Raw genomic sequence first — 23,274 nt, forward strand, 5'->3', positions numbered from 1 at the left:
AAAAAAAGCCCCCCGATTACTCGGGGGGCTTTTTTAGTTGTTATCAATAAGCTTAGGCCGCAATGTCCAACACTTCTTTTTTATGCTCTTCTTTTCGTACCCTTCTTTTATGGATCCTTACCTTAATTCGGTAGACCAGGCTAAAGAGAATAGGCACCACGATCAAGGTTAGGAAGGTGGCCACAAACAGTCCATAAATAACCGTCCAGGCCAAAGGCCCCCAGAAGATCACATTGTCCCCACCAAAGTAGATATTGGGGTTAAACTCACTGAACAAGGTGAAGAAGTTGATATTGAATCCTGTTGCCAATGGAATCAAACCGAGAATGGTGGTAATCGCAGTCAACAATACCGGACGTAACCTTGCTTTACCTCCTTTGACCACAGCTTCCAAAAAGTCTTTTGGCTCCAAAAGGTCATCTTCTTCCAATTCCAATTCCACTTTCTTCCTATCGATCAAGAGTTGGGTGTAATCCAGAAGCACCACCCCATTGTTTACCACAATACCCGCCAAGGAAATAATTCCCATCATGGTCATCATGATCACAAAAGCACTTCCCGTAGCTACAATTCCACCAAACACCCCAATCAAACTCAAGAAGATGGCCAGCATAATAATTCCTGGTTTGGAAACGGAATTGAACTGGAATATCAGAATAAAGAAAATCAGCCCCAATCCTGTAAAGAAGGCACCCATTAAAAATGCCATTTGTTTGTTCTGTTCCTCCAATTGTCCTGTATAGTCAATCTTGATATCAGCAGGAAGCTCGGTGAACGAATCCATTTCATCCTTAATTTTGCTTACCACGGCATTCGCATCCGTAAAACCAGGAGCAAGGGCAGAATATACCGTAACCACTCTTTCTGTTTCACGATGTTTAATGGCGCTAAATCCAGAGGTGTTAACCTGTTTGGCCACTGCGGAAATTGGAACTTCCTTGGTTTGCCCAGAATTCTGATCCTTGAAAGTGATCTTTTGGTTAAAGATGGCACTGGTATTGTATCGGTTCTCTTCATTAAAACGAACATAGATATCATAATCTTCACCATCTTCTTTGTAAATCCCGGCCTTGGCACCAAAGATGGAATTTCGGAGTTGTTGCCCTACCTGTCCTGTGGAAACACCTAATTCACCAGCCTTTTTCCTATCCACGTCAACCAACATGGCAGGCTTTGATTTGTTTACATCCACCTTAAGCTCATCAATTCCTGGAATATTTTTGGAATTGATGTAATTCCGCATTTTTTCGGCGGTAGCAATAAGCTCAGAGTAATCGTTTCCTTCCAGTTCAATGTTGATGGGATAGCCCGCGGGCGGACCTACTGCATCCTTTTCAACAGAAATGGCCACCCCAGGATATATGTCTTTTAGGGCCTCCTGAACTTTTTTCAACAGATCGTTACTGTCCGCTCCTTCGCGGAACTTATATTCCCGCATAGTGGCAGTAATCTTTCCTCTATGTGGCATTTCAGCTGTAGACCCACCATCGGTCTGCGGATTTCCTGCACCGGCGCCAACTTGGGAAACTGCACTTTCTGTCAAAAAGTTATAGTCCCCATGTAAATAAGCATCTTCATTGATAATGCCATAAACACGTTGCTCAATTTCTGCGGTAATATCATTGGTCTTCTTAATGTCGGTTCCTTCAGGATACTCTATGTAGACAATGATTTGATTGGGAGTATTGTCCGGAAAGAACTCTACCTTGGTTCGCTGACTTCCTACAGAGGCTCCAAAACCCATAAAGGCAATTAGCAGCAATACGAAAGTACCAATGGCAATATAGATAGGTTTTCTGCCAGCCAATGCCCTTCTAAGCGTGCGCTCATAAAATCTTTCCCACTTAGGCAAAATGGTATTTTGAAAACCGTTGGCCCAGCCCCTCAAGAAAAGTCGATATATCCAGAGCAGAATGCCCGTAACAACCATAAGGGTTCCCAAAGCCCGATAGCTTCCGCCAAAAATCATAATCAACAGCCCAATTCCTCCAACAATGGAGGTTATCTGGATTATTTGTTTTAGCGGCATTTCTTTGTCTTCCGTGGTCATATAGCGTGAGACCAATACGGAGTTAAAGAAGATGGCAACAAAGAGCGACGACCCTAGAACTACGGATAAAGTAACGGGGAAATAGATCATAAACTGTCCCATAACCCCTGGCCATAATCCTAGAGGAACAAAGGCTGCCACTGTGGTCAAGGTAGAGATGATGATTGGAAATGCGATTTCACCAATCCCTTTTTTAGCGGCCTGCATGGGTGTCATTCCTTCTTGATCAATCAATCGGTACGCGTTTTCAACTACCACAATTCCATTATCAACCAGCATTCCCAATCCCATAATCAATCCAAACAAGATCATGGTATTCATCGTGTATCCCAACATGTTTAGAATCATCAATGACATAAACATGGACATGGGGATGGCGAACCCAACAAAAAGGGCATTCTTAAACCCTAGGAAAAACATCAATACCGTTACTACCAGAATAATACCGAAGATGATGTTGTTTACAAGGTCGTCTACCTGCCCAATAGTCTTGGAAGATTGATCGTTGGCTATGCTGATTTCCAAATCCTGTGGAAACACGTTTTCAACAGCATTGTCCACAATAACTTGAATTTGTTCAGCGGCAGCCACCATGTTCTTACCTGCCCGTTTTTTAACATCCAACATCACAACAGGATGTCCAAATTCACGCGCATAGGTGGTTTTGTCCTCTTCCTTAAAAGTCACCTCGGCAATATCCTTAAGGTAAACTGGGTCATCGTTTTCAGACTTTACCACAAAATCATCCAAATCTTTTGGTTCATCAATTTCACCTACGATTCTGATGGTTCTGCGTTGACCACTGGTAATCAGGTTACCGGCGGAAGTGGTCATATTTTCATTGCCAATGGCATTGATCACATCATTGAAGCTAACTTGGGCAGCCATCATTTTATAGATGTCAACCGCAACCTCCACTTCCTTTTCTTGCGCACCACGGATATCTACCTGCTTAATTTCTGCCAGTCCCTCAATTTCATCCTCTAAATATTCCCCATATTCCTTGAGTTTGTCAACTGGATAATCTCCAGAAATATTGATGTTCAAAATAGGTATCTCCTCAGACATACTTAGGTCAAACACATTGGGTTCCACTTTGGCACCGTTAAAGGTGGGCCAATCCTCTCCCGCGGTTTGTGAATCCACCTCATCCTTTACCTTTTGTTTGGCAGCTTCAACGGAGATATTTTCATCAAACTCCACTATGATCATGGAGTAATCCTCCTGAGAGGTAGAGGTTATTTCTATGACATTACTGACCGTTTTAAGCTCATCCTCCAACGGGTCCGTAATCAGTTTCTCAATATCCTCAGCAGTGTTTCCTGGATAAAGGGAGCTTATGTAGATTTTTGTTTCCTTGATCTCAGGGAAGTTTTCCCTAGGCATGCTAAAGTATGCGGATGCACCAAGAAAAAGTATCACAGCAATCAAAACATACATGGTTGTTTTGTTGTCAATGGCCCATGAGGACAGCCTAAATTCTTTGTCGACTTTCTTTTTTTGCTTGCTCATAATAATTTAAGTCTTTGGTCTATTCGCCGTTTTTGATTCTTACCTTTTGGCCCTCTTTTACGCTCCGGGCACCCTCATCTATGATACCATCCCCGTTATTGATTCCTGCCAATACCTCAACATAATCACCTTGCGTCTTTCCAGTTTCAATGATTACTTTTTTGGCAATGGCGTCAGACGAAACGGAATCTGCATCCACCAAGTACACATATTGTTCTCCCTCCGCATTTTCAGAAACGATACTTTGGGGAATCAAAATGGCATTTTCGTTGGTGTAATCGTTGATCATGACCTTGGCCGTAAGGTTGGGTTTAATTTTTCCATTTTCGCTAGGAACTGGAATTTCAGCCGTAAACGATCGGTTACTCGGATTAATGAAGTTTCCAGTCTGTCTCACCTTGGTGGTAACGCTATCGCCAAGCACAGGAAAGTAGACTTCAACATTTTTTCCAGGGGTTACGTTGGGCAAATGACTTTCCGGAACTTCCACCTCGATATACATGTTGGAAAGGTTGACGATTCGAAAAACAGCTACCCCAGTACCTGGACTTACCACAGTACCCTGATCCTGGATTACATCGTCAATAATTCCGGAGAATGGCGCCCTAATGGTGGATTTGGCTACCTGGCTCTGCATCTGCTTTACAGCACTCTCTTGAGCTTCATAAGTGGTTTTGGCCTCTAGATACTGGATTTCAGAACCAATATTCTGTTCCCATAATCTTTTTTGACGCTCAAATGTGGTTTTGGCCAAGGCCGCCTGTGTTTTCATTTGTGCCAATTGACTGGATAGTCCCCCATCGTCAATAGAAGCCAACAATTGTCCTTTGGACACTTTTTGACCTTCTTTGACATAAACACGGTTCAGCGTTCCGGAAATTTCGGGGTAAACCAATACATTTTGTTTGGTCATTACATCTCCCTGAAGTTCCAAATAGTGGTCAAACTTTTCCGCATTGGCCAAAATAGTGGTTACAAGTGGCAACTTTGCTTGGTCGTCCAATTGGGCGATGGCAGAATCGAGGGAATGTAATTGCTTCTCCAACGCTTTTTGCTGCGCTGAAATTTCTGCTCGCTTTCCACGGATGGCCTCAAGGTTTTTATCTGCCAACACACTTTCAACTGTACTTTGTGAACCACCTCCACAAGAGGAAAGAACTACGGCAGTTAGTATGATATATGATATTTTTTTCATGATTGATATGGATTATTTGATGAGTTTAATTATTTAAGATGGTTTCCAACTCGGTTTTGTTATTGATAACATCCACCATGGATTGAAGGTATTCTTGTTGGGTTGTATACAACTGGGTTTGAGCCTGTCTTAGCTCAAAACTGGTTGCCAATCCTTCCGAATATTTGACTTGATTTTTGTTTTCAATACGCTCCGCAAGCTCCAAATTTTCTTTGGAGGTTCCGTACTCTTCTATAGCCAGGATATAGTCGCTTTTGGCGCTTTCCAACTGTAGTCGGATTTGTTCTTCGGCCTCCGTTAATTGTGTTTTGGCCTTTTCCAAGGCAATCTTGGCACGTTGGGTTCCTGCACTGCGTTTCAGCGAACTGAAAATGGGAATGTTCAGGTCAAATCCCAAAACAGAGGAACCAAACCATTCCTGTCCGCTACTGAGAAAATTAAAGCTGTCACTAAAGGACGAACCCCCGTAATTCACAAAGGCATTCAAAGTGGGCAGAGCCCTACTTTTGGCCAACTTATGTTCAAAATAACGTTGCTCTTCTTGATTAATGGCCAATTTATAGTCCACATTGTTTTCAATGTTGAACGCGGAATCCATCAAACCAAAATCAATTTGTTTTTGGGTGAGGTCATCCAAGTTTTCGGTTAAAATCGTTGGAGTCTCAATGGGCAATCCTAAGACCAAATTCAACATTTGAAGGGTAATTTTCTCCAAACGTTTGGCGTTTTTAAGTTGATTTTCCACCGAAGAAAGGGTAATCTTTAATTGATCTACACTTTCTTCATCCCCCAGACCATTTTCAAATATTTTTTGGGTCTCGTACAGGTTTTTCTCCAAGGTCTTTTTGTTGTTCTCGGAAATCAGAACACTCTCTTGGGCCAAAAGCACATTGCCGTAAGCCTCAACAACGGCTTTGCGGACATCCAATTCGTTCTTCTCCTTGTTGTTTTGACTAAAACTGAGGAAAGCTTTGGTGGCCTGGACCCCCACGATGTAAGACCCATCAAAAATCTGTTGGGTAAGGGTGGCGGTTGCCGTTGCAGATTGCGGTTGTCCAAAAACCACTTCTTGAAATGTGCCCGGCTCTCCGCCAAAAAATTCGGCAGGGATTTGGTTAACGGGCTGTTTCAATTGGTTTTGGTAGCTGATGGCACCCGATATTTGCGGCAGTCCGTCCGCAATGGTCTCCCATTTTTGCTTTTGGGCGTCCACAATATCCCTACTGGCGTTGATGGCGCTGTAGTTATGTTCCAGTGCATGGGCAATGGCCTCGTCCATACTAAAACTGTATGGGTTGGTTTCTTGCGCCTGACTGTACCATGATAGAATTAAAAATAGGCTAATGATGGTTGTTCGCATTTATTCTTGATTTGAATTGATGATTGAGTTTAATATTTTTCTTCCGTCGGGTGTTACAATGCCACGCAAGTGATATTCCAGGAAAATATCCTCCAGTTGCGGATGGGAGAACATGCTCATTGGGAACAGACCGGGATCTTTTAAACTAAAAGCTCCGGAGAAATAAATTCGGGATACAAACTCAACGTTGAGGTTATCCCTGTATATTCCCATTTTTATGCCCCTCTTAATGTTATCCAATACACATTCCTGCATCACCTCAAACTGCTTCTTTTTTAATGTGTCATGCAGTTTGGGGTAGTACTTCTGTAACTGGTACTGGGGAGATGATTTTTCGTCCTTCAGATGGCACATTGCGAATTTTTTGATCTCATAAAGCTCCTCAATAGGATTCTTCTGTAATGATATAATCTCATCAATACCGTTGGAGATAAACCAGAAAAGGTCCATCACACATTCCTCTACCAACTTGGTCTTATTTTCAAAATGAGAGTAGATCGTCTTTTTGGAAATCCCCATTTCATTGGCCAAGTCATCCATTGTAACGCTCTTAAAACCCAGGGTCAAGAACATATCCGTTGCCTTATGTAAAATCTTATCTCTCATAATTAGGCGACAAAAATAAACCCGGAAACTTTAAAAACAAAAAAAGTTTCCAAGGTTTTACATTTTTTTAACGAATGTTTAATCCTATGGTCTTATGGGTGTCTAATCAACAGTATACTGGCGATTATGTAAATCAGAATTGGACTCAGTTGTTGATTTAGGACTTGAACGCCAGAAAAAAGCTCTGCGTCGATAGCTGTCAATTTTTTCTATGGCCTTAGTTTTCTTCCTGGGTGCCATGCTGTTCTTCTTTAGTAATTCGCTCCAAATAAGCATTATAGGCTTCCTCTCCTTCTTCTTCCCAGAACTGATCGTAATGCTGCCACTTGGAAAATTCTTTTTTTGTTCTACAGAACCGATCACTTTTATGACGTTTTTTGGATTTGTGATTGGACTTTTTAGAGGAATGATTTCCAAATCCGAAGATAAATTTGGCCAATAGTATCAGTCCAAGTGATTGCCAATAGCCAATAGTGGTCAATCCAAAGATGTCGGGCATCAACCAGTTCCAAAGGTGCATGAATACATAACCTGCAAGCAGCACCAAAATGCAAAAAATGATGAAGGCAAAGAATATTTTAAAACCCTTGGTTACATACTTTTCCACCCTCTTTTCGTAATATCTTTCTTTAGGTTCCATATGCTTTTAATTATAATGTTGAATTTTTTATAGTTTCTAAATATTTTGATAACAAGGACAAGGCGCGGTGTCTTCTAGACATTAATGTCCCGATAGAAATACCTGTGTCCTCTGCAATTTCCTTATAGGTATACCCTTCAAAGTCTACCGCTATAATAATATCTTGGTAAACGGGTTTTAGGGTTTTAATTCCAAGTTTCAGTGCTTCCTGAACCTTTTCAGGGTAGTTGTTGTCCGCATCCCCGTAAAAGAGTTCGGCAAACTCGGCCCATTGGGCTTCAAAATCATCTCCTTCGTTTACCTTGTCCTTTTTGGTTCGCATCAGATCAATAATTCGGTTTCTAATGGAGTTGTATACAAATCCCCCAATGTTGTTTATGGGCGATAGGTCATCCGTCCGTGAAAAAATCCGCAAGGCCACATCTTGAACAATATCCTCGGCGTCACGTTCCGTGGTATCGTCAATTCTAGACTGCACATAACCTTTTAAGGAATGGTATTCCTCATTAAAAAAGCTAGTGAGTCTGTTATAGTTTTCTTTATTGGCTGCCATTAAAAAAAGCCTATTAGCGGTCTTCATCTATAGAGACGATGATTTTCAAATCTATTGCGTTTTTTAAAGAAACTTTTTTCAAATCTTGCTGAATTGCGCTTTTATTTGGGATTGGGATACTGTTTAAATTGACCGTATTTTTGATCCATGACGAATTCAGACGCCATTGAACGTTACCGAGAAATGTTCAATTCCCATTTGGAAAACAAACTGATTCCAAAAGAACCCCACAACCTCTATGAGCCCATCTCCTATATTTTGGGATTGGGTGGAAAGCGGATGCGCCCTGTGTTGGCATTGATGACAACGGACTTGTTTGGTGGTAATCCGACCCATGCCTTGGATGCGGCACTGGCCATTGAGGTGTTCCATAATTTTTCCTTGGTGCATGACGATATCATGGACGATGCCCCTTTACGAAGAGGGAAGACCACTGTTCATGAGAAATGGGATATCAACACGGGAATTTTGTCAGGGGATGCCATGCTGATCAATGCCTATCAATATTTGGAGGACTATTCTCCTGAAGTTTTTAAACCACTTGCGGTACTTTTTAGCAAAACGGCGGTTGAGGTATGCGAAGGCCAACAATACGATGTGGATTTTGAAACCAGGGATGATGTCACGATTCCGGAATATCTCAAAATGATTGAGTATAAAACGGCTGTTTTGGTGGCTTGTGCCATGAAAATGGGAGCGATTTTGGCAGGGGCTTCAGAAGAGGATGCACAATCCATTTATGAGTTTGGACAAAATCTGGGGATAGCATTTCAGCTGCAGGACGATTACTTGGACGCCTTTGGCGATCCCAAAACTTTTGGAAAGCAGGTTGGGGGAGATATCATTGAAAATAAAAAGACCTTTCTCTATCTGAAAGCTTTGGAATTTGCGCCAAAGGAAGACAAAGAGGGACTGATGCACCTCTATTCCATTCAACCCGAAGATTCAAACACCAAGGTAGATACGGTGAAGACCATTTTTGAGGAAAGTGGTGCGGTGGAGGCGGCCAGAAAGGAAATTGAGAGCTATACCCAAAAAGCTTTTGCCACCTTGGAATCCCTCAACATTCCCGAAAAGAACAAGGAACTTTTAAAGGCATTTGGGAACAAGCTCATGCAACGCACCGTTTAAAACAACCTATTCCAAAGTGCTTTTAAAAAGGGGCGTTTGGGACAGGCCCAAATGATTTGGAGGTCTTCCCAAAGGGAAGTCTCTTCCTCCAGGAATTTCAATATCAACTGTGGCTTTCTTTTTTTAAAGAGTGATTCGAAAATGCTGCTTCCCAAATGGTTTTGTTTGTAGAGGATGTCCAAAAGCAACAGATCGTAGAACCAAAATCTTTTCTTTTGATGCAAACCTGTAAGGCTCTTATCCAATTTAATGCGATTTACCAGACGCTTAACTTGTTTGTACGTATTGTAAAAGGTAAAACCTGTACTGGGTTTGGCCCAACCCCCTGCAATGCCAATATTAAAAACCCTACTGGAATTATGTTTGTGAAAAGGATAGCTTGTCATAGGAATGGAACCTTGTTCCCTATCGGTGATTTCAAAATCCTCACAACCGAGTTTGTTTTTCAGATAATCTTTTATGGCTTCTTCGTACTCAGACTTTTCCAATAGATTTTCTGAAAACAAAGTATATTCCACTAAGGCTTCGGTTTCTGAAAATGGAAGTATGTACATAAAACGGGTATTGCCTTTCTGAGGTATGGAAAAGTCCATAAAGGTGGCCTCATTTGGATTAAAAACCGGTTTTGGAGTTTTTACGAACCAGCCCAAAAAATGCTGTTGAATAACGGGATACTTCTGTTGGGTTTTGATTGCTTCGGAATCAAAAATGCTATTGAAAACTTGTTTGCTCAGGAATTGATCAGTTTGGGTTGAAACAGCTACCCAGTCCCCATTCTCTTCAATCCGTAACACCTCATCCCGTGCCCATTGGATGTTGGAATACTTTTTCAATCTTGACTTATATTCTTCGTAAAAGTCTATGCCTCGGAGCATCTTATAGTGGTAGGGGGCAATGGAAGAAGATAAGTTCAAATCCTGTCCCCCAAAAAAAATATTAGGCCAGTTTTTAAATAGTATGCTATTAAAATCCCCGACACCTTTCTCCCAAAAACACCAAGTGCGGTCATTTCTGGATTTGTTATCCTTGTCCACGATCAGGATGGACTTGTCAGAAAAAAAGGAATCATTTCCTAACGCATCGGCCAACAAGAGTCCAGATGCACCAGCTCCAATAATGATGTAATCGTACTTGGGCATGCCCAAAAATAAGGAAAGGAACACAGTAGATCATTATTCCAGACAAGAGTGCTTCAATGAATTCAAAATGGGTATCTTGTAAGGAGCTTAGTAACTAAAACCATCGCACAATGAAAACTGTACAATCTCGCAAATTGTTACGGACCCTTTTCGTTCTGGGTCTGCTATTACCCGCTTTATTAATTGCCCAAAAAGAAACATCCTTTGTTTATGGAGATGCCTTACCAGACGCACCAGAGCTATCCGCTCGGGGATCGTATAAGGTTGGAGTCCGAACCTTGGAATTTGTAAACAAGGGTCAAGTGGATGTTCTCAATTCCAAAGAGGGGAATGATCCTCTGTACGATCGCCCTTTAACGGTGGAGGTGTGGTATCCCACAGCCGTTGAAACCGAAGGATTGATATCTTACGATGAGGTATTGGGCACCAACGGAGACCCAAACCGACCCATAATTCCGTTTACCTTTAATGGGCGGGCCACTCGGGATGCTGCCCCAGTAACTGCAGATGGAAAATTTCCTTTGGTCGTGGTTTCCCATGGCTATGTGGGTTCTCGTTACCTGATGACCTATTTGACCGAAAATTTGGCCTCCAAGGGATACATTGTTGCGGCCATTGATCATACCGAATCGACCTTTAAGGACGCGGCACCTTTTCAGAGCACCTTGCTCAATCGCTCCAAGGATATCCTTTTTGTGGTGAACGAAATGGCTGCAGGGAAACACTTCCTTTCAGACCAAGTTGATGGAGATAATACGGGAATTGTCGGATATTCCATGGGAGGCTACGGCGTGTTAAACGTAGCTGGAGCGGCCTACAGTGAGTTTGCCATTAATTTCTTTAAGGGGATGACGGGAGGCAGCAATGCCTTGGCGGCTCGAGGCAGTGCAAGCGAGGAATATCAAAATTCCATGGATCCACGGATCAAAGCGGTGGTCGCTTTTGCACCATGGGGAATGGAGCGTGGCGTTTGGGATGCAGAAACCCTGAAAGGCCTAAAGACGCCTACCTTGTTTGTTGCAGGAAATCAAGATGATGTTTCGGGTTATGAAAAAGGGATTAAAGCCATTTATGAGGGGGCTATAAACGCAGACCGATATCTGTTGACCTATATGGATGCGAGACACAATGTAGCGCCCAACCCACCACCTACTGAAGCCTTACAAGCTGGTTTGCATATTGATGAGTATTACCGCTATGCGGAACCTTCCTGGGATCAAAGACGAATCAATAACATCAATCAGCATTTTGTGACCGCCTTTTTGGGAACCCACCTAAAACAGGAAGATTACAGCAAATTTTTGGATATCAAAGAAAACTCCAATGAGGAAAACTGGCCTGGTTTTGTACCAAGATCATCTACGGGGATGGAGTTGTTGCATTCAACTCCTGAGTGATACAATTCGAGTAGCGAGTTTAAGGTATCACAATTTGTGATACCTAGTTTTTCATCTCAAACTCAAAAACCGTCAGTTCGAGTTTCCCGAATTTTTCGGGATGTATCGAGAACAAGGTTTTTGATTAGCAAATTCTGAATCTCACTCGCACGCTGGCAAATAGCTCTAAGTCCAAAACCCGCAATGCTCCTTTCCCTTTTAGGGAAAGGTGTCACACTGGTGTGACGGAAAGGGTCAAAACATCCCTTCCGTCATGACATAAAGTGTCATGCCACCTTCTCTTACCAATGAAAGGAGCAATCTAATCTTCCAGAATAACAACCAAAACCTTGTTCTCCTGAATGACCTTAACGGTCTTGCCTTGTTCAAAACCAAGTTCCTCCAACCACTTTCCTTCCAAGCGGATTTCGGGGACGGTGGTATGATCCCAAGTACGGCGACGGAATTTGGTATGGATCTTAAGTTTTCTAGAGGATTTCAACTACTTATATTCGTTTAAACGAATATAAGTTGGAATTTTTTTAGTCGTGTTCGGCATAGTGAACAACTAGGCATTAATTATGTTAAAATTGAATTTTTAGCCCAAAGAATTGGAAAATTAAGGAAGGATTTACGCATTAATTCTATGAAAAGGTTTTAAGCAAGTTTCTCCTTTAGTAACATCACCAACTTGTCCAGGTCATCTTGAATGATCTGCCAAACAATTTCAAGGTCAATGCCAAAATATTCGTGCACAATTCGGTTCCTAAATCCCCTTAACTGGTCCCATTCAATTTCGGGATTATCAGCTTTAAACTTTTCTCCAAGCCTGTTTGCCGCTTCGCCAATAATTTCAAAGTTTCTAATGACAGCGTCAACAGTTTTGTCATCAGCTTCAAATCCTTCATAAGATATACCTTTGGTATATGAGATTACTTTTTGGGCAGATTCCAACATATCGGCGATCAGCAAAGAATCATCTCTTTTAGACATATATCAAATCGGATTGAATAACCTTAAAATATCTGTCCTTAATACCTTTTTTAGAAACGAGGTCTACTTTAAGCCCCAGTGCTTTCTCCAATTCATTTGCCAAATCAATAAACCCTATTCCAATCCTCCCATTTAGTTCGACCATGATGTCAATATCACTATCCTCGGTTTGTTCATTTCGTGCATAGGAGCCAAAGATTGCCATGGATGCAATAGGGTATCGCCTTTTTAGCTGCAACTTAAGGTCTGATAATTTAGTTTTCAGTTCTTGGGTAGAATCCATACTTCAAAGTTAATGAATTCAGAACCATCTCCTTTTTACGAGAGTTGATTCGTATTTGTTGTAAATGGATCAACAATTCTAAAAAACCGTATACCGCAACCCAAAGAACCCTCTAATCCCTTGGTTGGGGCCATACACATAGCTGGGATCAAAAGTCAAGGCAAAAGGATTGTCCGCAGTGGCCACTACATTCCCTTGCGGGTCAAACTGCACGTTTCTGTCAAAAGGATCATCTACACGGGCTATGATAAAAGGGTTGCCGCGGTTGGGTGTCCAATCCAATAGGTTTTTCACACCCCCGTAGAACTCAAACTTATCCAAACCTTTGTAAGTAAACTGGATATTTTGGATACTCCACGTAGGAGATTCGGGCGATCTTGGATCCAAATCCCCCAATAAAGGCAATCGCATGGGGCCGTATATGTTACCCGTATAATCCACGGTCAAATCCAAATTTCTAAAAGTGTAGGAGACATTCCAAGTTCCCGTAAAACTCTCGGTGAGAATCTGCCTTTGGGTTACCCCGTTTTCGGTATTGCTAACATCTTGCCAAGTGGCGCCCACCAAAAATTTAAGGCCGTTGGGCATAACCAAATCCACATTGGCGCTTACCCCTTGCGAAACGGATTTGCCGTCCAAGTTATCGTAGATAATCTGGTTGGGATTGGTATCGTAATCGGGCAAAATAATATTGGAGAAATGGGTGTAGAACGCAGAGGCATCAATGCCAATAAACGTACCATTGTCGCTATAGATTTTCTTTAGATAGTTAAGGTTAACGTTGATGGAACGTTCGGGTTTAAGTTCTTCGGCAATAATCACATCCCTAGATCCCGTTAGGGCAGCATGATCCTCGGTAAAAAGGTTGACCACCCTAAATCCTGTACCCGCATTGACCCTAAAAATATCGTTGTCCGAGATTTTCCATTTATAAGCCGCCCTTGGGGTAAAAATGTTGCCATGTCGTTGATCATAGTCGTACCGCAATCCTCCTAAAATGGAGTGCTTTTCGGCAAACTTAAACTCATCCTGCACAAAAACACTTGGAATCCAGACTTCATCCCGGGTTTGCGTTGCAGGGGTGTTGTCGTCGTAGTAGTTGTAGCGAATCGCACTTCCAAATAGTAGATCATGCTTTCCTGCGGTTTTGTCCCAGGTCAATTGTCCAAAACCAATACGCTGATCCGCTAAATAGGGGGTATCACCATAAACCGAATTCTGATTATGATCGTTATAGGATACCGATAGCATCACTTTTTCATCAATGGGCAGTTGATATTTACCCAAAACCTCCCATCTTCGGGTATAGATGCTTTCCCCATAAATCTCGTCACCACCTCTGAATTCTGGAGTCCACTGCAGTTCACCGCCCCATCGGTCTTCATAAAAGAACCTTCCAGCCAGGGAAAATAACTTGGAATCCTTGCGCTTAAAATTCCATTTTTGAAATACGGAAATTCGGTCTTGTAGCGTGAGGTCCGTGAAGTTGTCCCCATTGTTGTCCACTACCTCATCGAAGTTAAAATAGTTGACCCCAAGGAGGAGGTCGGTGTTTTGGCCCACTTCAATTTTAGAACCCACATCCAAGTTGTACTCACCCCAACCCGTTACATAAGCATCCGCAAAAAATTCAGGAGCATTGGGGGCATGTTTGGTAATAACATTGATCAAACCACCAACCGCTTCACTACCATATAAGGTAGAGGCTGGGCCTTTGACAATTTCAATTTGTTCTATCAAGGAGTTGGGAATTCCTGATAGCCCGTACACTGTACCTAGGCCGCTGACAATGGGCATACCATCAATCAACACTAAAGTATATGGGCCTTCCAGGCCGTTGATATGGATATCCCCCGTGTTGCAAACATTGCAGTTGATTTGTGGACGTACCCCGTTCACATTTTGAAGGGCTTCAAAGATATTGGGGGTTGGATTCTTTTTTAAGAATGTAGGAGTATACACCTCAACGGGTACCGCGCTTTCCAATCGGCTAACTGGTTTTAAGGTTCCTGTAACCACGGTTTCTTCCAAACTTTCGGCCGAAGCTTCCAACTCAATATCCAAAGTCTTCACCTCCCCCTTACCTATCAAAATGGAAGTCCTATAGGTGATATAACCTATGGAAGACGCTATAAGCGTGTATTGTCCAGGCTCAATGTTTTCAAGCTCATAATGCCCATCAGCATCCGTTGCTGTACCCATTTGGGTACCCTTCAATAGGACATTGGCATAAGCAATGGGCTGGCCGTTTTCGGTTAAGGTGCCCGTTAGGGTTCCCTGAGCCAAACCGTTTGTGCAGACCAAGATGCTTACAATAAAGAAAGCTAGATAGTTACGTTTGTTTTTCAATTTGGGTAAAATTAAATTTAGACAAAACTAAAAATTTGTTTTTGTAAATAAAAATGTATTTTTGAAAAAATTAATTTTTTGATGACCCGATCAGAGGAAAATTACATCAAGACCATCTTTCATTTGGGAGGGAACAAATCCATCCCAATTGCCACTAATGCCATTGCCGAACAAATGGAAACCAAACCTTCTTCGGTTACCGATATGGCCAAGAAATTGGCAGAAAAAGGATTGGTGCATTACAAGAAATATCAAGGGGTATCATTGACCGAAATTGGCATCAAAACAGCACTTTCCATCATCAGAAAACACCGTTTGTGGGAAGTTTTCTTGGTTAAAAAGCTTGATTTTACCTGGGATGAGGTTCACGAAGTGGCGGAGCAACTTGAGCATATCAAAAGCGAAAAGCTCATCGACAAGATTGACGAACTGTTGGATTTTCCAAAGTTTGATCCCCATGGAGATCCTATTCCCAGCAAAGACGGAAAGTTCATGATTCGGGATAAGCAACTGTTGAGCGATGTTCCAGTAGACACCGAAGGAGTTTGTGTTGGCGTCAAGGATACCTCGCCCACTTTTTTGAAATTTTTGGACAAGAACAACATCGCTTTGGGGAACACCATCCGAATCTTGGAAAAGGAGGAGTTTGATCAATCTTTGCACATTCAAATGGATGGCAAGGAACTTCATATTTCCCATCAAATAGCATCTAACCTTTACGTAAAAATGAACGATTAATGGAAGAAGTAATCCAATATTTTGAAAGTATAGATCCCATATTGGCGGCCTTTTACGCCACCGTTTTCACCTGGGGATTGACGGCTGCCGGGGCGGCCTTGGTCTTTTTGTTCAAGGGAATGAACCGTGCAGTTTTGGATGGTATGTTGGGCTTTACCGGAGGGGTAATGGTAGCGGCCAGTTTTTGGAGTTTATTGGCACCTGGAATTGAAATGAGTGAAGGCGAGGGATTTGTAAAAGTGATTCCCGCAGCGGTCGGATTTTTATTGGGGGCTGCTTTTATATTTGGGCTGGACAAGGTATTGCCCCACTTGCATATCAATTTTAAGGAAAGTGAAGCTGAGGGGGTAAAAACCCCTTGGCATAGAACTACTTTATTGACTCTTGCTATTACGTTACACAATATTCCTGAAGGTCTTGCCGTAGGTGTACTATTTGGCGGTGTCGCTGCTGGTTTTGATGGAGCTACCATTGGAGGTGCGGTCGCATTGGCCTTGGGAATAGGACTTCAGAATTTTCCAGAAGGATTTGCGGTTGCGATGCCTTTACGAAGACAAGGATTGAGCCGATGGAAAAGCTGGGTCTATGGACAGGCATCTGCCATTGTGGAGCCTATTGCCGCAGTTTTGGGGGCTTGGGCCGTTCTTACTTTTGAGCCTATTTTGCCCTACGCATTGTCTTTTGCTGCAGGAGCCATGATTTTTGTAGTAGTGGAAGAGGTGATACCGGAAACGCAAAGAGACAAATACACCGATATCGCCACATTGGGTTTTATCGGTGGATTTATCATAATGATGACCTTGGATGTAGGTCTAGGTTAACCCCTAGCTATTTCAATTTTTCAGCAAAGAATTTTCCAACAGCATTTACAGCTAGGGTAACTTCTTCCTCTTGGTCGTAGAAGGAAAACTGGTGCATGGGGGATGGCAAATCCGTATCAACCCACAACAATTCCTTATCCTCGGAAGGAATGGCTTCGTAAAATTTTCGGGTATAATCCGGTAAAACACTTCCATCGCTATGAACCATAAAAATGGGTTTGTCCAAATTTGTAGCGGCAGGGAATGGATCTAAAGTTAACCAGTCTTCCCACGTAGCAACGGCAAATTGGTTCGCATTCCACTCTGGAACGGCTCCTCGCTCTGGATTGAGATAATAGTCAAACTCTCCAAACATTGCCGCACTTTCGTCGGTGGTTGAAATGGCTGGGATGTATTCGATTTCCCCAGTTTCGGCAAAACGTTTTTTGGCATTTTGTGCGGCTTCAATTCGCTTTTGAACCCCTTCTTCCCCGCCGTAGAAAAGCTTAACGGCTTCTCCATCATGCAACCAAGAAGCCACGGTGGCCACGGCCTTGATGTCTGCATCTTCAGCAGAGGCCATCAAAGTGTACATGGAACCGGCACAGACCCCGAAGGCCCCAATGCTGTTGCCATCTACTTCAGGTAATGTTTTCAGGAAAGCTACCGCATTTTCAATGTCCTTGATTTTTAAGGTAGGACTTTCATACACTCTTGGTAACCCCTCACTCTCACCAAAGTTTCGGAAATCAAAGGCCAAAGTGATTAATCCCTTTTGCGCCAATCGTTCGGCATATAGACCAGCCATCTGTTCCTTGACCGTAGTCCAACTCCCAGAGACTACCACGGCAGGATAGCTATTTCCTTCTTGATAGTCGGAGGGGTAATAAAGGTTTCCGACCAAATTCAATCCTTCACTTTTAAAATTTACCTTTTTCATCTGTTCTTGATTTGATGTTGTTATTTCTTCTTTGGAATTTTCTGTTTTGACTTCTTTTTTGGACTGCTTACAACCCAATAAACTTGCTGCGGCTAAAATGGCCAATACGTATGTTTTCATGTTTTCTATTTTATTTGGTCCAATAATCCAAAACCACGAGCGGCCACAATTGGATTAAAAATTTCTACATATTCAGTGATTTCTCCCGCGTCATTAAACTTAAAAGTGGAGTAATAATCGTTGCTGTACACACCTGCGTCATTTTTCAATTGAATGTCTCCCTTGTATTTTACAAATACCATGTTCGGGTCTTCCATAGCGTGGATTTCCTGAATGTTAAAGGTCATTCCGTCAAAATTTGGAAAAACAGGTTCCCAATAGTTTTTGATGCCTTCCTTTCCATTGGCTCCTTTGGGAAACAAGTCGGAATGGTAGGGGTTGATGTGCTTTGTATTTTCTGCGAAAAGATGTACCAAACCATTGACGTCCTCATTTTCCAAGGCTTTGAAGAACTTTTTAACCTTTTCTTTGTTTTGGGTTGCAATTTTTGTGCTCATACTTTCTTTGTTTTCAGTTTCTGACTTGGCATTACACGAAAGCAACACAAGCCCGATTATGATTAGGGATGTCGTTTTAAGTTTATTTTTTACTGACATTTTCGATAGCTTTTTGAATTAATCCGCTATTTCCATCCTGGAATTTGTAGTTGAAAGTCATAGCGGTGATTTTCCAATTGCTTCCAGTTTTTTCCAAATCGAAATCATAAGAACCTACAACGGTCCAGACACTTCCGTTTTCATTTTCCAGAAAATGGGAAGCTGTTCCGTACACAAAAACATGTGCTTTACTCTTAATTATTTCCGTGATAAAATTTCCAATTTGATGGTGCGTATGGTCAAAGCCAGGTAAGACCGTTTTCCAACTTGAAGTGATTTCGGCAGGAGAAACCTCTGCCGATGGGTTTCCTGTCATGGAGGAGTAATCCAGATGTACTTTGTCAGCGAATTGGGCCTCAACCAAAGACCAATCTTGCTGGTCGGTCGCAACAAATAATTTTGTTACGGTGGATTGTACTAGTGATTTATCCATTTCTTGGGCGTTTAGGGTTAAACAAATGGTGAGTGTAAAAAAGGATATCAATTTTTTCATGGGTTATGAATTTTGAACAGTACAAATGTCCAAATGACCCATAGGAATGGATTTATAAAATCAAAGCAAGAAGTATAAAATTCAAAGAATCGCTTCTTTTCTGAAGGAATTGGGGGATTGGGAGGTCTGTTTTTTAAAAAAACTGCTGAAGTTGTTCGGGGAATCAAAATGTAGGGAATACGCAATTTCCTTGACGCTCATATTGGTTTGCAGCAGACGGGATTTGGCCAACCGAAGTAAGTGCTCATGGATATGCTGTTTTGCGGTATGCTGCGTAATACTTTTGACAATGGTGTTCAGGTGATTGGGATGGATTCCCAATTGATCGGCATAATAGCTTGGGGAATGCGTTTTCCCTTTTTTGGCAATGATATCTTCACGGAGCTGGGTCTCAACAAGGGCCTGAAATCTGGATAGCAAGGCAATATCGGTTTTACGAATGGCCTTGGATGCTTCGTCTGAATCCACCTGAATCTTGAAATATCGTTTTACATAATTCAACAAGAGCAATACTTGTGCCTCAAGAACCAAAAAACTATCCTTTTGCTCGTTTTGCAGTTCGTTGTAAATGTTTTGGAAAACCGCCAACATGGGTATGGCTTCTTCTACATCCACTTCAAAAGGAATGGCCTTATCAATCTTAAGAAAGGGAAATTCATCCAATAACTGCTGCAGATGTTTTGATTTTGCTATGAATTCTTTGGTAAAGATGATGTAAAAACCCTCCCAGTTTGGGGCTATGTCCCAAGAGATAATTTGAAAGGGGGAATTAAAAAAAACGGTGGATCCCTCCAAACTTCCGTGATGCCCAGACATGGCCTTGCCGCCACCTTCCAGCTTTAAGGCTATGGCATAAAACTCATGTTTAAAGGCCGGCATGTTGTGCACCACCGTGGGCATGTTTTCCTGAAAACTGCGTATGTCAAAATCATTCCTTTTTGGAGGAGGAATTTTGATGGCTTTGCAATAATCTTGCAAGGTGGTGTACTTGGGAATCACTTCTTGATATATTCTTCAGCTTAAAATAAAACTTCTAAGTGAAAATTCCCAAGCGAGGTGCCTTTAGAACATACTTAAGCTTGCGGCTTGACTTTGATTCCCATGATCAACAGCCACAGACAAGTACCCAATTCCCCAATACTGGCAGGTATGGTGATATAATCCGAAATCCAAAGGGAATTGTAATCGGGGCAAAGCACCCTGCCTATGAAATCCAAAAAATAGCCTATACTTCCCACCATCAGAAACAGGCCCAAAATCTTGGGAAGAAAACCGGATTTAAAGACCAGGTAGCCAAATGGGAACAGCCATAGACCCCAGAAAATTTGGGATATCAGAATACCTTTAAAATACGATTGAAAGGCCTGCATCACCTGAGTCTCAATTTGTGCTGCATTGTACACCTCCAAAAATCCAGATTCACCCAAAAGGGACAACACATCAAATTTGTATATCACACTACCCATGGAAATGGGGACACTCATAAGGACCAAGACGACCATCAGCACTGCCATGTTTTTATGGACCTCCTTGAACAACTGAAAAAGCACCAAAGGCAGAAAAACAAAGATCAAATAACACAATAGTTCGCATAAAATTTCCAATCGGAATAGAAACTCGGAGGATGCAAGGTTTTGAACCGTTTGTGCAGGGTTGTCCCAAACAATGAGTTGTGATGGAACATACATGAGACTGAAAATACCAGTGATGGCAATTAAAAAATACAATAGCCCAGCAAGTCGGGCCGTTTTTTGGTTGACTCCCATTTTTGATTGATTATGGTTATTAAAGAAAAGACGTGTTTGGGAATCTTTTGGTTGCCCGTTGCTATTTTAAGTCTTCCAAGATTTGGCCGAAATCGTATTGCAAATCTTCGTGGAGGGCACTTATTTTCTTTTCAATATAGCCCAATTGTCTATCATATAAATTGCGCAGGGCGATGTTGCTTTTAATGGATGGACGGAAGTTCTTTAGTTTCTGACAGAAGTACAATAGCAGCTCAACCTCGGTTTCTTTGTTCCCAGAGTACCTAACGTATTTTTTAATGGTTCGAAGAATTTTCCTGACACTTTTTTTGATGTAGTAAAAACTATTGGTATTGATTTCCTCGAACATTTCGTCTACTTCGGCTTTGACGGATTCAATATATCCTTCCTCATGATCGGCTTCAAAAAGCAGGTAAGTAAGCAGTTCTTTGTTCTCCTTTTTGAATCGGCCCAAGCGAAGACATAAATTCAAAAGCTCATCCGGGGAACGGTGCTGAAGTTCCTTTTTGAGTTGGGCAATGGTAGATGCTTTCATGTCAACTTCTCAGATAAGATGCCCCGTTCACATCAATGATGGCTCCAGAGGAATAGCCTGCCCCTTCCGAGGCTAAAAACAAAATAGCGTGGGCGACTTCACTGGGTTGTGCCATTCGTTGAAAAGGGGATTCCCGCAGCAGATTTTCCCGTTCTACTGGGGTCAAGGTTTCGGCAGCCATTTCCGTTTCGGTAAATCCTGGAGCCACTACACCAACATGGATATGATGTTTGGCCAATTTTTTGGCCAAGGACTGACTCATGGAATTCAAGGCCGCCTTACTGGCACCATAGGCCGGTTTGGTGGGCTCGCCCCGAAACGCACCTCTGGACGACACATTTACAATCTTCCCTCCTCCAGATTGCATCATCGCTTTGGCGCCCCAATAACAGAGATTGGATACCGCAAATAGGTTGGTATTAAAAATGCTTTCCCAAGCATTGGCCCAATGATCAAAATCCACTTCTTCTATATCGTGGAAAATGGAAATTCCGGCATTGTTCACCAAAATATCAAGTTGACCATAATGTTCTATGAACTTATTGATCAAGTTTTCAGGGCCTTTTTTTTCGGAAACATCCTGTTGAAACAATTGGTGCCCTGAACCGCTTAATTGGGAAAGGGTTCTTTCAGCTTCCTCGGTATTACTTCGGAAATTGAGACCTACCCTTGCACCTTTCTCCGCGAAGGCTATGGCAGTGGCCTTGCCGATGCCACGGGAGGCTCCAGTGATCAAAATGTTTTTGCCAGTAAAATCCATCAATTAGGGTTTAAGAAGATGTGTTTGAGGATTATTGGTTTGTTCGCTATTGTATTATGAACTAGTTGTCATTCACCTCTTGGTTTTCAATACCCAACTCTTCATCAATTAATTCGTTTAAAATAGCAATTCTATCTAAAGCTCTTTGGTAAATGTCGTTTTTTTCCAGCATCAAACCCGAAAACATTGTGAATAAGTTTTGGAACTGATATGTATAAAAATTTTCCACTTTTTCGACCGTCATGTTAGACACTTTTAAGGAGCTAACAATAATTGGAATGGCAAAGGTCATTATAGCTTCTGAATGGGTCTCCTCCAGTTTGTTGGCATAAATATAGGTTTCTTCCAAATGCTGAAGTCGTTCAATAATTTGTTGGTTCTTTAGCAACTTTATTTGACCACTGTTCACCATGGACTGATAGATGTTGCTTTGCCTGTGAAAATCAGAGGATTTGGTCAGATTTAATGTAATCTTGGATAGGGAATCAACGGCACTTCTATCATTTGCTTCAATGACCCCAATAGCATATCCATATTGCTCCAAAAATGAATTGTTGTAACTCATGCTGGACTCAATTCCCCGTCTGTCCTCACTAAGTTGCCGCTTAATATTTTTATAATAGTTCTGTTCTTCTATGCCATCTAATCGTTCCTGATTCCAGTTGTTGATTTGCAGGGCAATCAATATTCCAATAACAACCAGAACAATTTCTCCAATTGCATAAATGAAATATTTGGAGAACTTGTTTTCTGAAAGTAGTTTTTGGCGAATCCTACGGAAGAATTTAATCATGGGAAGTTGGCTATTTCCCATAAATATAGCAAGTTATAGGCTTAGATTTCCACTAAATGGAGCTTTTGAAAAATGGAATCAACGAATTACGGAAAGTTCTAATTGCAATGCAATGGGTTATGGTCACTTGGAGTGAAGTTATGAAAAGATTTGAAGGAACATGGCCAAGCCAACCATTAATCCCAACCACAAAATCCCGATTAAAATGAGACCGAAGACATGCAAAAATAGCAGAAGCTCTAAATAGACCCGTTGTTTTTTGGTGACTTGCTTGGGTTGCGAATACCAAATGGTCTGGGTTCTTTGCAGCAGCACTTTACAACTAACACCTTGGTTCTCGGCAATTTTTTCAATACGGGATTTTACAAACCTATAGCCATAGGTGACAATATAGAATATGCCCACTAAGACACTCAACCCTAGGGCTGCAGAGTAAAAACCCTCGTACCAGGATTGGATGGATAAGTGGATGCCCAGAAAAAACATAAAACAAAACAATGATGACGTGACGGCTCCACGAGGTTGGTTGAGGGAGCCGCTGGATTTAAAAAATTTACTATCGATAGGGGTCAACTTGACCACTTCTTTTCGCTACCTTTAAAGCTA

24 protein-coding genes are annotated in these 23,274 nt (G+C 41.9%); 4 read left to right on the top strand and 20 right to left on the bottom strand.

Going from position 1 to position 23,274, the window contains the following annotated elements:
* Window positions 1–52: 52 nt before the first annotated feature.
* The 6 genes from ACOOE0_RS06420 to ACOOE0_RS06445 form a co-directional block, all read right to left on the bottom strand.
* Window positions 53–3,562 (bottom strand): efflux RND transporter permease subunit, encoded by a 3,510-nt coding sequence (locus ACOOE0_RS06420; RefSeq protein WP_420401642.1) that lies wholly within the window; start codon window positions 3,560–3,562, stop codon window positions 53–55.
* Between the two features lie 19 nt (window positions 3,563–3,581).
* Window positions 3,582–4,757: an efflux RND transporter periplasmic adaptor subunit gene (locus ACOOE0_RS06425; protein ID WP_420401643.1), complete on the bottom strand. Its 1,176-nt coding sequence runs from the start codon at window positions 4,755–4,757 to the stop codon at window positions 3,582–3,584.
* Between the two features lie 25 nt (window positions 4,758–4,782).
* The gene (locus tag ACOOE0_RS06430) at window positions 4,783–6,117 is read right to left on the bottom strand and encodes a TolC family protein (protein ID WP_420401644.1); all 1,335 of its coding nucleotides are present in this window, start codon (window positions 6,115–6,117) and stop codon (window positions 4,783–4,785) included.
* On the bottom strand, window positions 6,118–6,723 hold the full coding sequence (locus ACOOE0_RS06435; RefSeq protein ID WP_420401645.1) for a TetR/AcrR family transcriptional regulator: 606 nt from the start codon (window positions 6,721–6,723) through the stop codon (window positions 6,118–6,120).
* A gap of 217 nt (window positions 6,724–6,940) precedes the next feature.
* Entirely contained in the window at window positions 6,941–7,363 is a 423-nt protein-coding gene (locus ACOOE0_RS06440) for a hypothetical protein (RefSeq protein ID WP_420401646.1), read from the bottom strand.
* 10 nt (window positions 7,364–7,373) lie between these two features.
* Window positions 7,374–7,916, bottom strand: a complete 543-nt coding sequence (locus ACOOE0_RS06445; RefSeq protein WP_420401647.1) for an RNA polymerase sigma factor — start codon at window positions 7,914–7,916, stop codon at window positions 7,374–7,376.
* Between the two features lie 147 nt (window positions 7,917–8,063).
* On the opposite strand from ACOOE0_RS06445, the gene ACOOE0_RS06450 reads away from it, so the two are divergent.
* Window positions 8,064–9,047, top strand: a complete 984-nt coding sequence (locus tag ACOOE0_RS06450) for a polyprenyl synthetase family protein (RefSeq protein WP_420401648.1) — start codon at window positions 8,064–8,066, stop codon at window positions 9,045–9,047.
* On the opposite strand, the gene ACOOE0_RS06455 is transcribed toward ACOOE0_RS06450, so the two are convergent.
* Window positions 9,044–10,186 (bottom strand): lycopene cyclase family protein, encoded by a 1,143-nt coding sequence (locus ACOOE0_RS06455; protein ID WP_420401649.1) that lies wholly within the window; start codon window positions 10,184–10,186, stop codon window positions 9,044–9,046. The genes ACOOE0_RS06450 and ACOOE0_RS06455 overlap by 4 nt on opposite strands.
* A gap of 110 nt (window positions 10,187–10,296) precedes the next feature.
* Here ACOOE0_RS06455 and ACOOE0_RS06460 point away from each other — a divergent pair, with 110 nt between their 5' ends.
* Window positions 10,297–11,583, top strand: coding sequence for an alpha/beta hydrolase family protein (locus tag ACOOE0_RS06460; protein WP_420401650.1), 1,287 nt, complete (start codon window positions 10,297–10,299; stop codon window positions 11,581–11,583).
* A 301-nt stretch (window positions 11,584–11,884) separates the two neighbouring features.
* Here ACOOE0_RS06460 and ACOOE0_RS06465 read toward each other — a convergent pair whose 3' ends face one another.
* From ACOOE0_RS06465 to ACOOE0_RS06480, 4 genes are all read right to left on the bottom strand, one after another.
* Window positions 11,885–12,064, bottom strand: coding sequence for a SymE family type I addiction module toxin (locus tag ACOOE0_RS06465; protein WP_420401651.1), 180 nt, complete (start codon window positions 12,062–12,064; stop codon window positions 11,885–11,887).
* A gap of 155 nt (window positions 12,065–12,219) precedes the next feature.
* Complete coding sequence (locus tag ACOOE0_RS06470; protein WP_420401652.1) at window positions 12,220–12,555, bottom strand: DUF86 domain-containing protein; 336 nt, start codon at window positions 12,553–12,555, stop codon at window positions 12,220–12,222.
* Window positions 12,548–12,838 (bottom strand): nucleotidyltransferase family protein, encoded by a 291-nt coding sequence (locus ACOOE0_RS06475; RefSeq protein ID WP_420401653.1) that lies wholly within the window; start codon window positions 12,836–12,838, stop codon window positions 12,548–12,550. Before ACOOE0_RS06475 ends, ACOOE0_RS06470 begins: the two co-directional genes overlap by 8 nt.
* 78 nt (window positions 12,839–12,916) lie before the next feature.
* Window positions 12,917–15,187: a TonB-dependent receptor gene (locus ACOOE0_RS06480; RefSeq protein ID WP_420401654.1), complete on the bottom strand. Its 2,271-nt coding sequence runs from the start codon at window positions 15,185–15,187 to the stop codon at window positions 12,917–12,919.
* Window positions 15,188–15,268: 81 nt separating this feature from the next.
* Between ACOOE0_RS06480 and ACOOE0_RS06485 the strand changes: the two genes are divergently transcribed.
* Both ACOOE0_RS06485 and ACOOE0_RS06490 read left to right on the top strand, forming a co-directional pair.
* Window positions 15,269–15,925 (top strand): metal-dependent transcriptional regulator, encoded by a 657-nt coding sequence (locus tag ACOOE0_RS06485; RefSeq protein WP_420401655.1) that lies wholly within the window; start codon window positions 15,269–15,271, stop codon window positions 15,923–15,925.
* Window positions 15,925–16,746 (top strand): ZIP family metal transporter, encoded by an 822-nt coding sequence (locus ACOOE0_RS06490; protein WP_299382546.1) that lies wholly within the window; start codon window positions 15,925–15,927, stop codon window positions 16,744–16,746. The genes ACOOE0_RS06485 and ACOOE0_RS06490 overlap by 1 nt, the downstream gene beginning before the upstream one ends.
* Window positions 16,747–16,753: 7 nt before the next feature.
* On the opposite strand, the gene ACOOE0_RS06495 is transcribed toward ACOOE0_RS06490, so the two are convergent.
* The 9 genes from ACOOE0_RS06495 to ACOOE0_RS06535 form a co-directional block, all read right to left on the bottom strand.
* Window positions 16,754–17,785, bottom strand: coding sequence for an alpha/beta hydrolase (locus ACOOE0_RS06495; protein ID WP_420401656.1), 1,032 nt, complete (start codon window positions 17,783–17,785; stop codon window positions 16,754–16,756).
* Window positions 17,786–17,790: 5 nt separating this feature from the next.
* Window positions 17,791–18,222, bottom strand: coding sequence for a nuclear transport factor 2 family protein (locus ACOOE0_RS06500; protein ID WP_420401657.1), 432 nt, complete (start codon window positions 18,220–18,222; stop codon window positions 17,791–17,793).
* A gap of 82 nt (window positions 18,223–18,304) precedes the next feature.
* A complete protein-coding gene (locus tag ACOOE0_RS06505; RefSeq protein ID WP_420401658.1) occupies window positions 18,305–18,814 on the bottom strand; it encodes a nuclear transport factor 2 family protein in 510 nt (169 codons plus the stop codon).
* An 81-nt stretch (window positions 18,815–18,895) separates the two neighbouring features.
* Window positions 18,896–19,813: a helix-turn-helix domain-containing protein gene (locus ACOOE0_RS06510; RefSeq protein ID WP_420401659.1), complete on the bottom strand. Its 918-nt coding sequence runs from the start codon at window positions 19,811–19,813 to the stop codon at window positions 18,896–18,898.
* 74 nt (window positions 19,814–19,887) lie between these two features.
* A complete protein-coding gene (locus tag ACOOE0_RS06515) occupies window positions 19,888–20,580 on the bottom strand; it encodes a DUF4386 domain-containing protein (protein ID WP_420401660.1) in 693 nt (230 codons plus the stop codon).
* A gap of 61 nt (window positions 20,581–20,641) precedes the next feature.
* Complete coding sequence (locus ACOOE0_RS06520; protein ID WP_420401661.1) at window positions 20,642–21,115, bottom strand: hypothetical protein; 474 nt, start codon at window positions 21,113–21,115, stop codon at window positions 20,642–20,644.
* 1 nt (window position 21,116) lies between these two features.
* Window positions 21,117–21,875: an SDR family NAD(P)-dependent oxidoreductase gene (locus tag ACOOE0_RS06525; RefSeq protein WP_420401662.1), complete on the bottom strand. Its 759-nt coding sequence runs from the start codon at window positions 21,873–21,875 to the stop codon at window positions 21,117–21,119.
* A 61-nt stretch (window positions 21,876–21,936) separates the two neighbouring features.
* Window positions 21,937–22,668 carry a DUF6090 family protein gene (locus ACOOE0_RS06530; RefSeq protein WP_420401663.1) on the bottom strand — a complete coding sequence of 244 codons (732 nt, stop codon included), beginning with the start codon at window positions 22,666–22,668 and terminating at the stop codon, window positions 21,937–21,939.
* Window positions 22,669–22,806: 138 nt separating this feature from the next.
* Window positions 22,807–23,154 (bottom strand): hypothetical protein, encoded by a 348-nt coding sequence (locus tag ACOOE0_RS06535; protein ID WP_420401664.1) that lies wholly within the window; start codon window positions 23,152–23,154, stop codon window positions 22,807–22,809.
* Between the last annotated feature and the right edge of the window lie 120 nt (window positions 23,155–23,274).

This window comes from Flagellimonas sp. (assembly GCF_965215805.1).
Lineage (GTDB): Bacteria > Bacteroidota > Bacteroidia > Flavobacteriales > Flavobacteriaceae > Flagellimonas.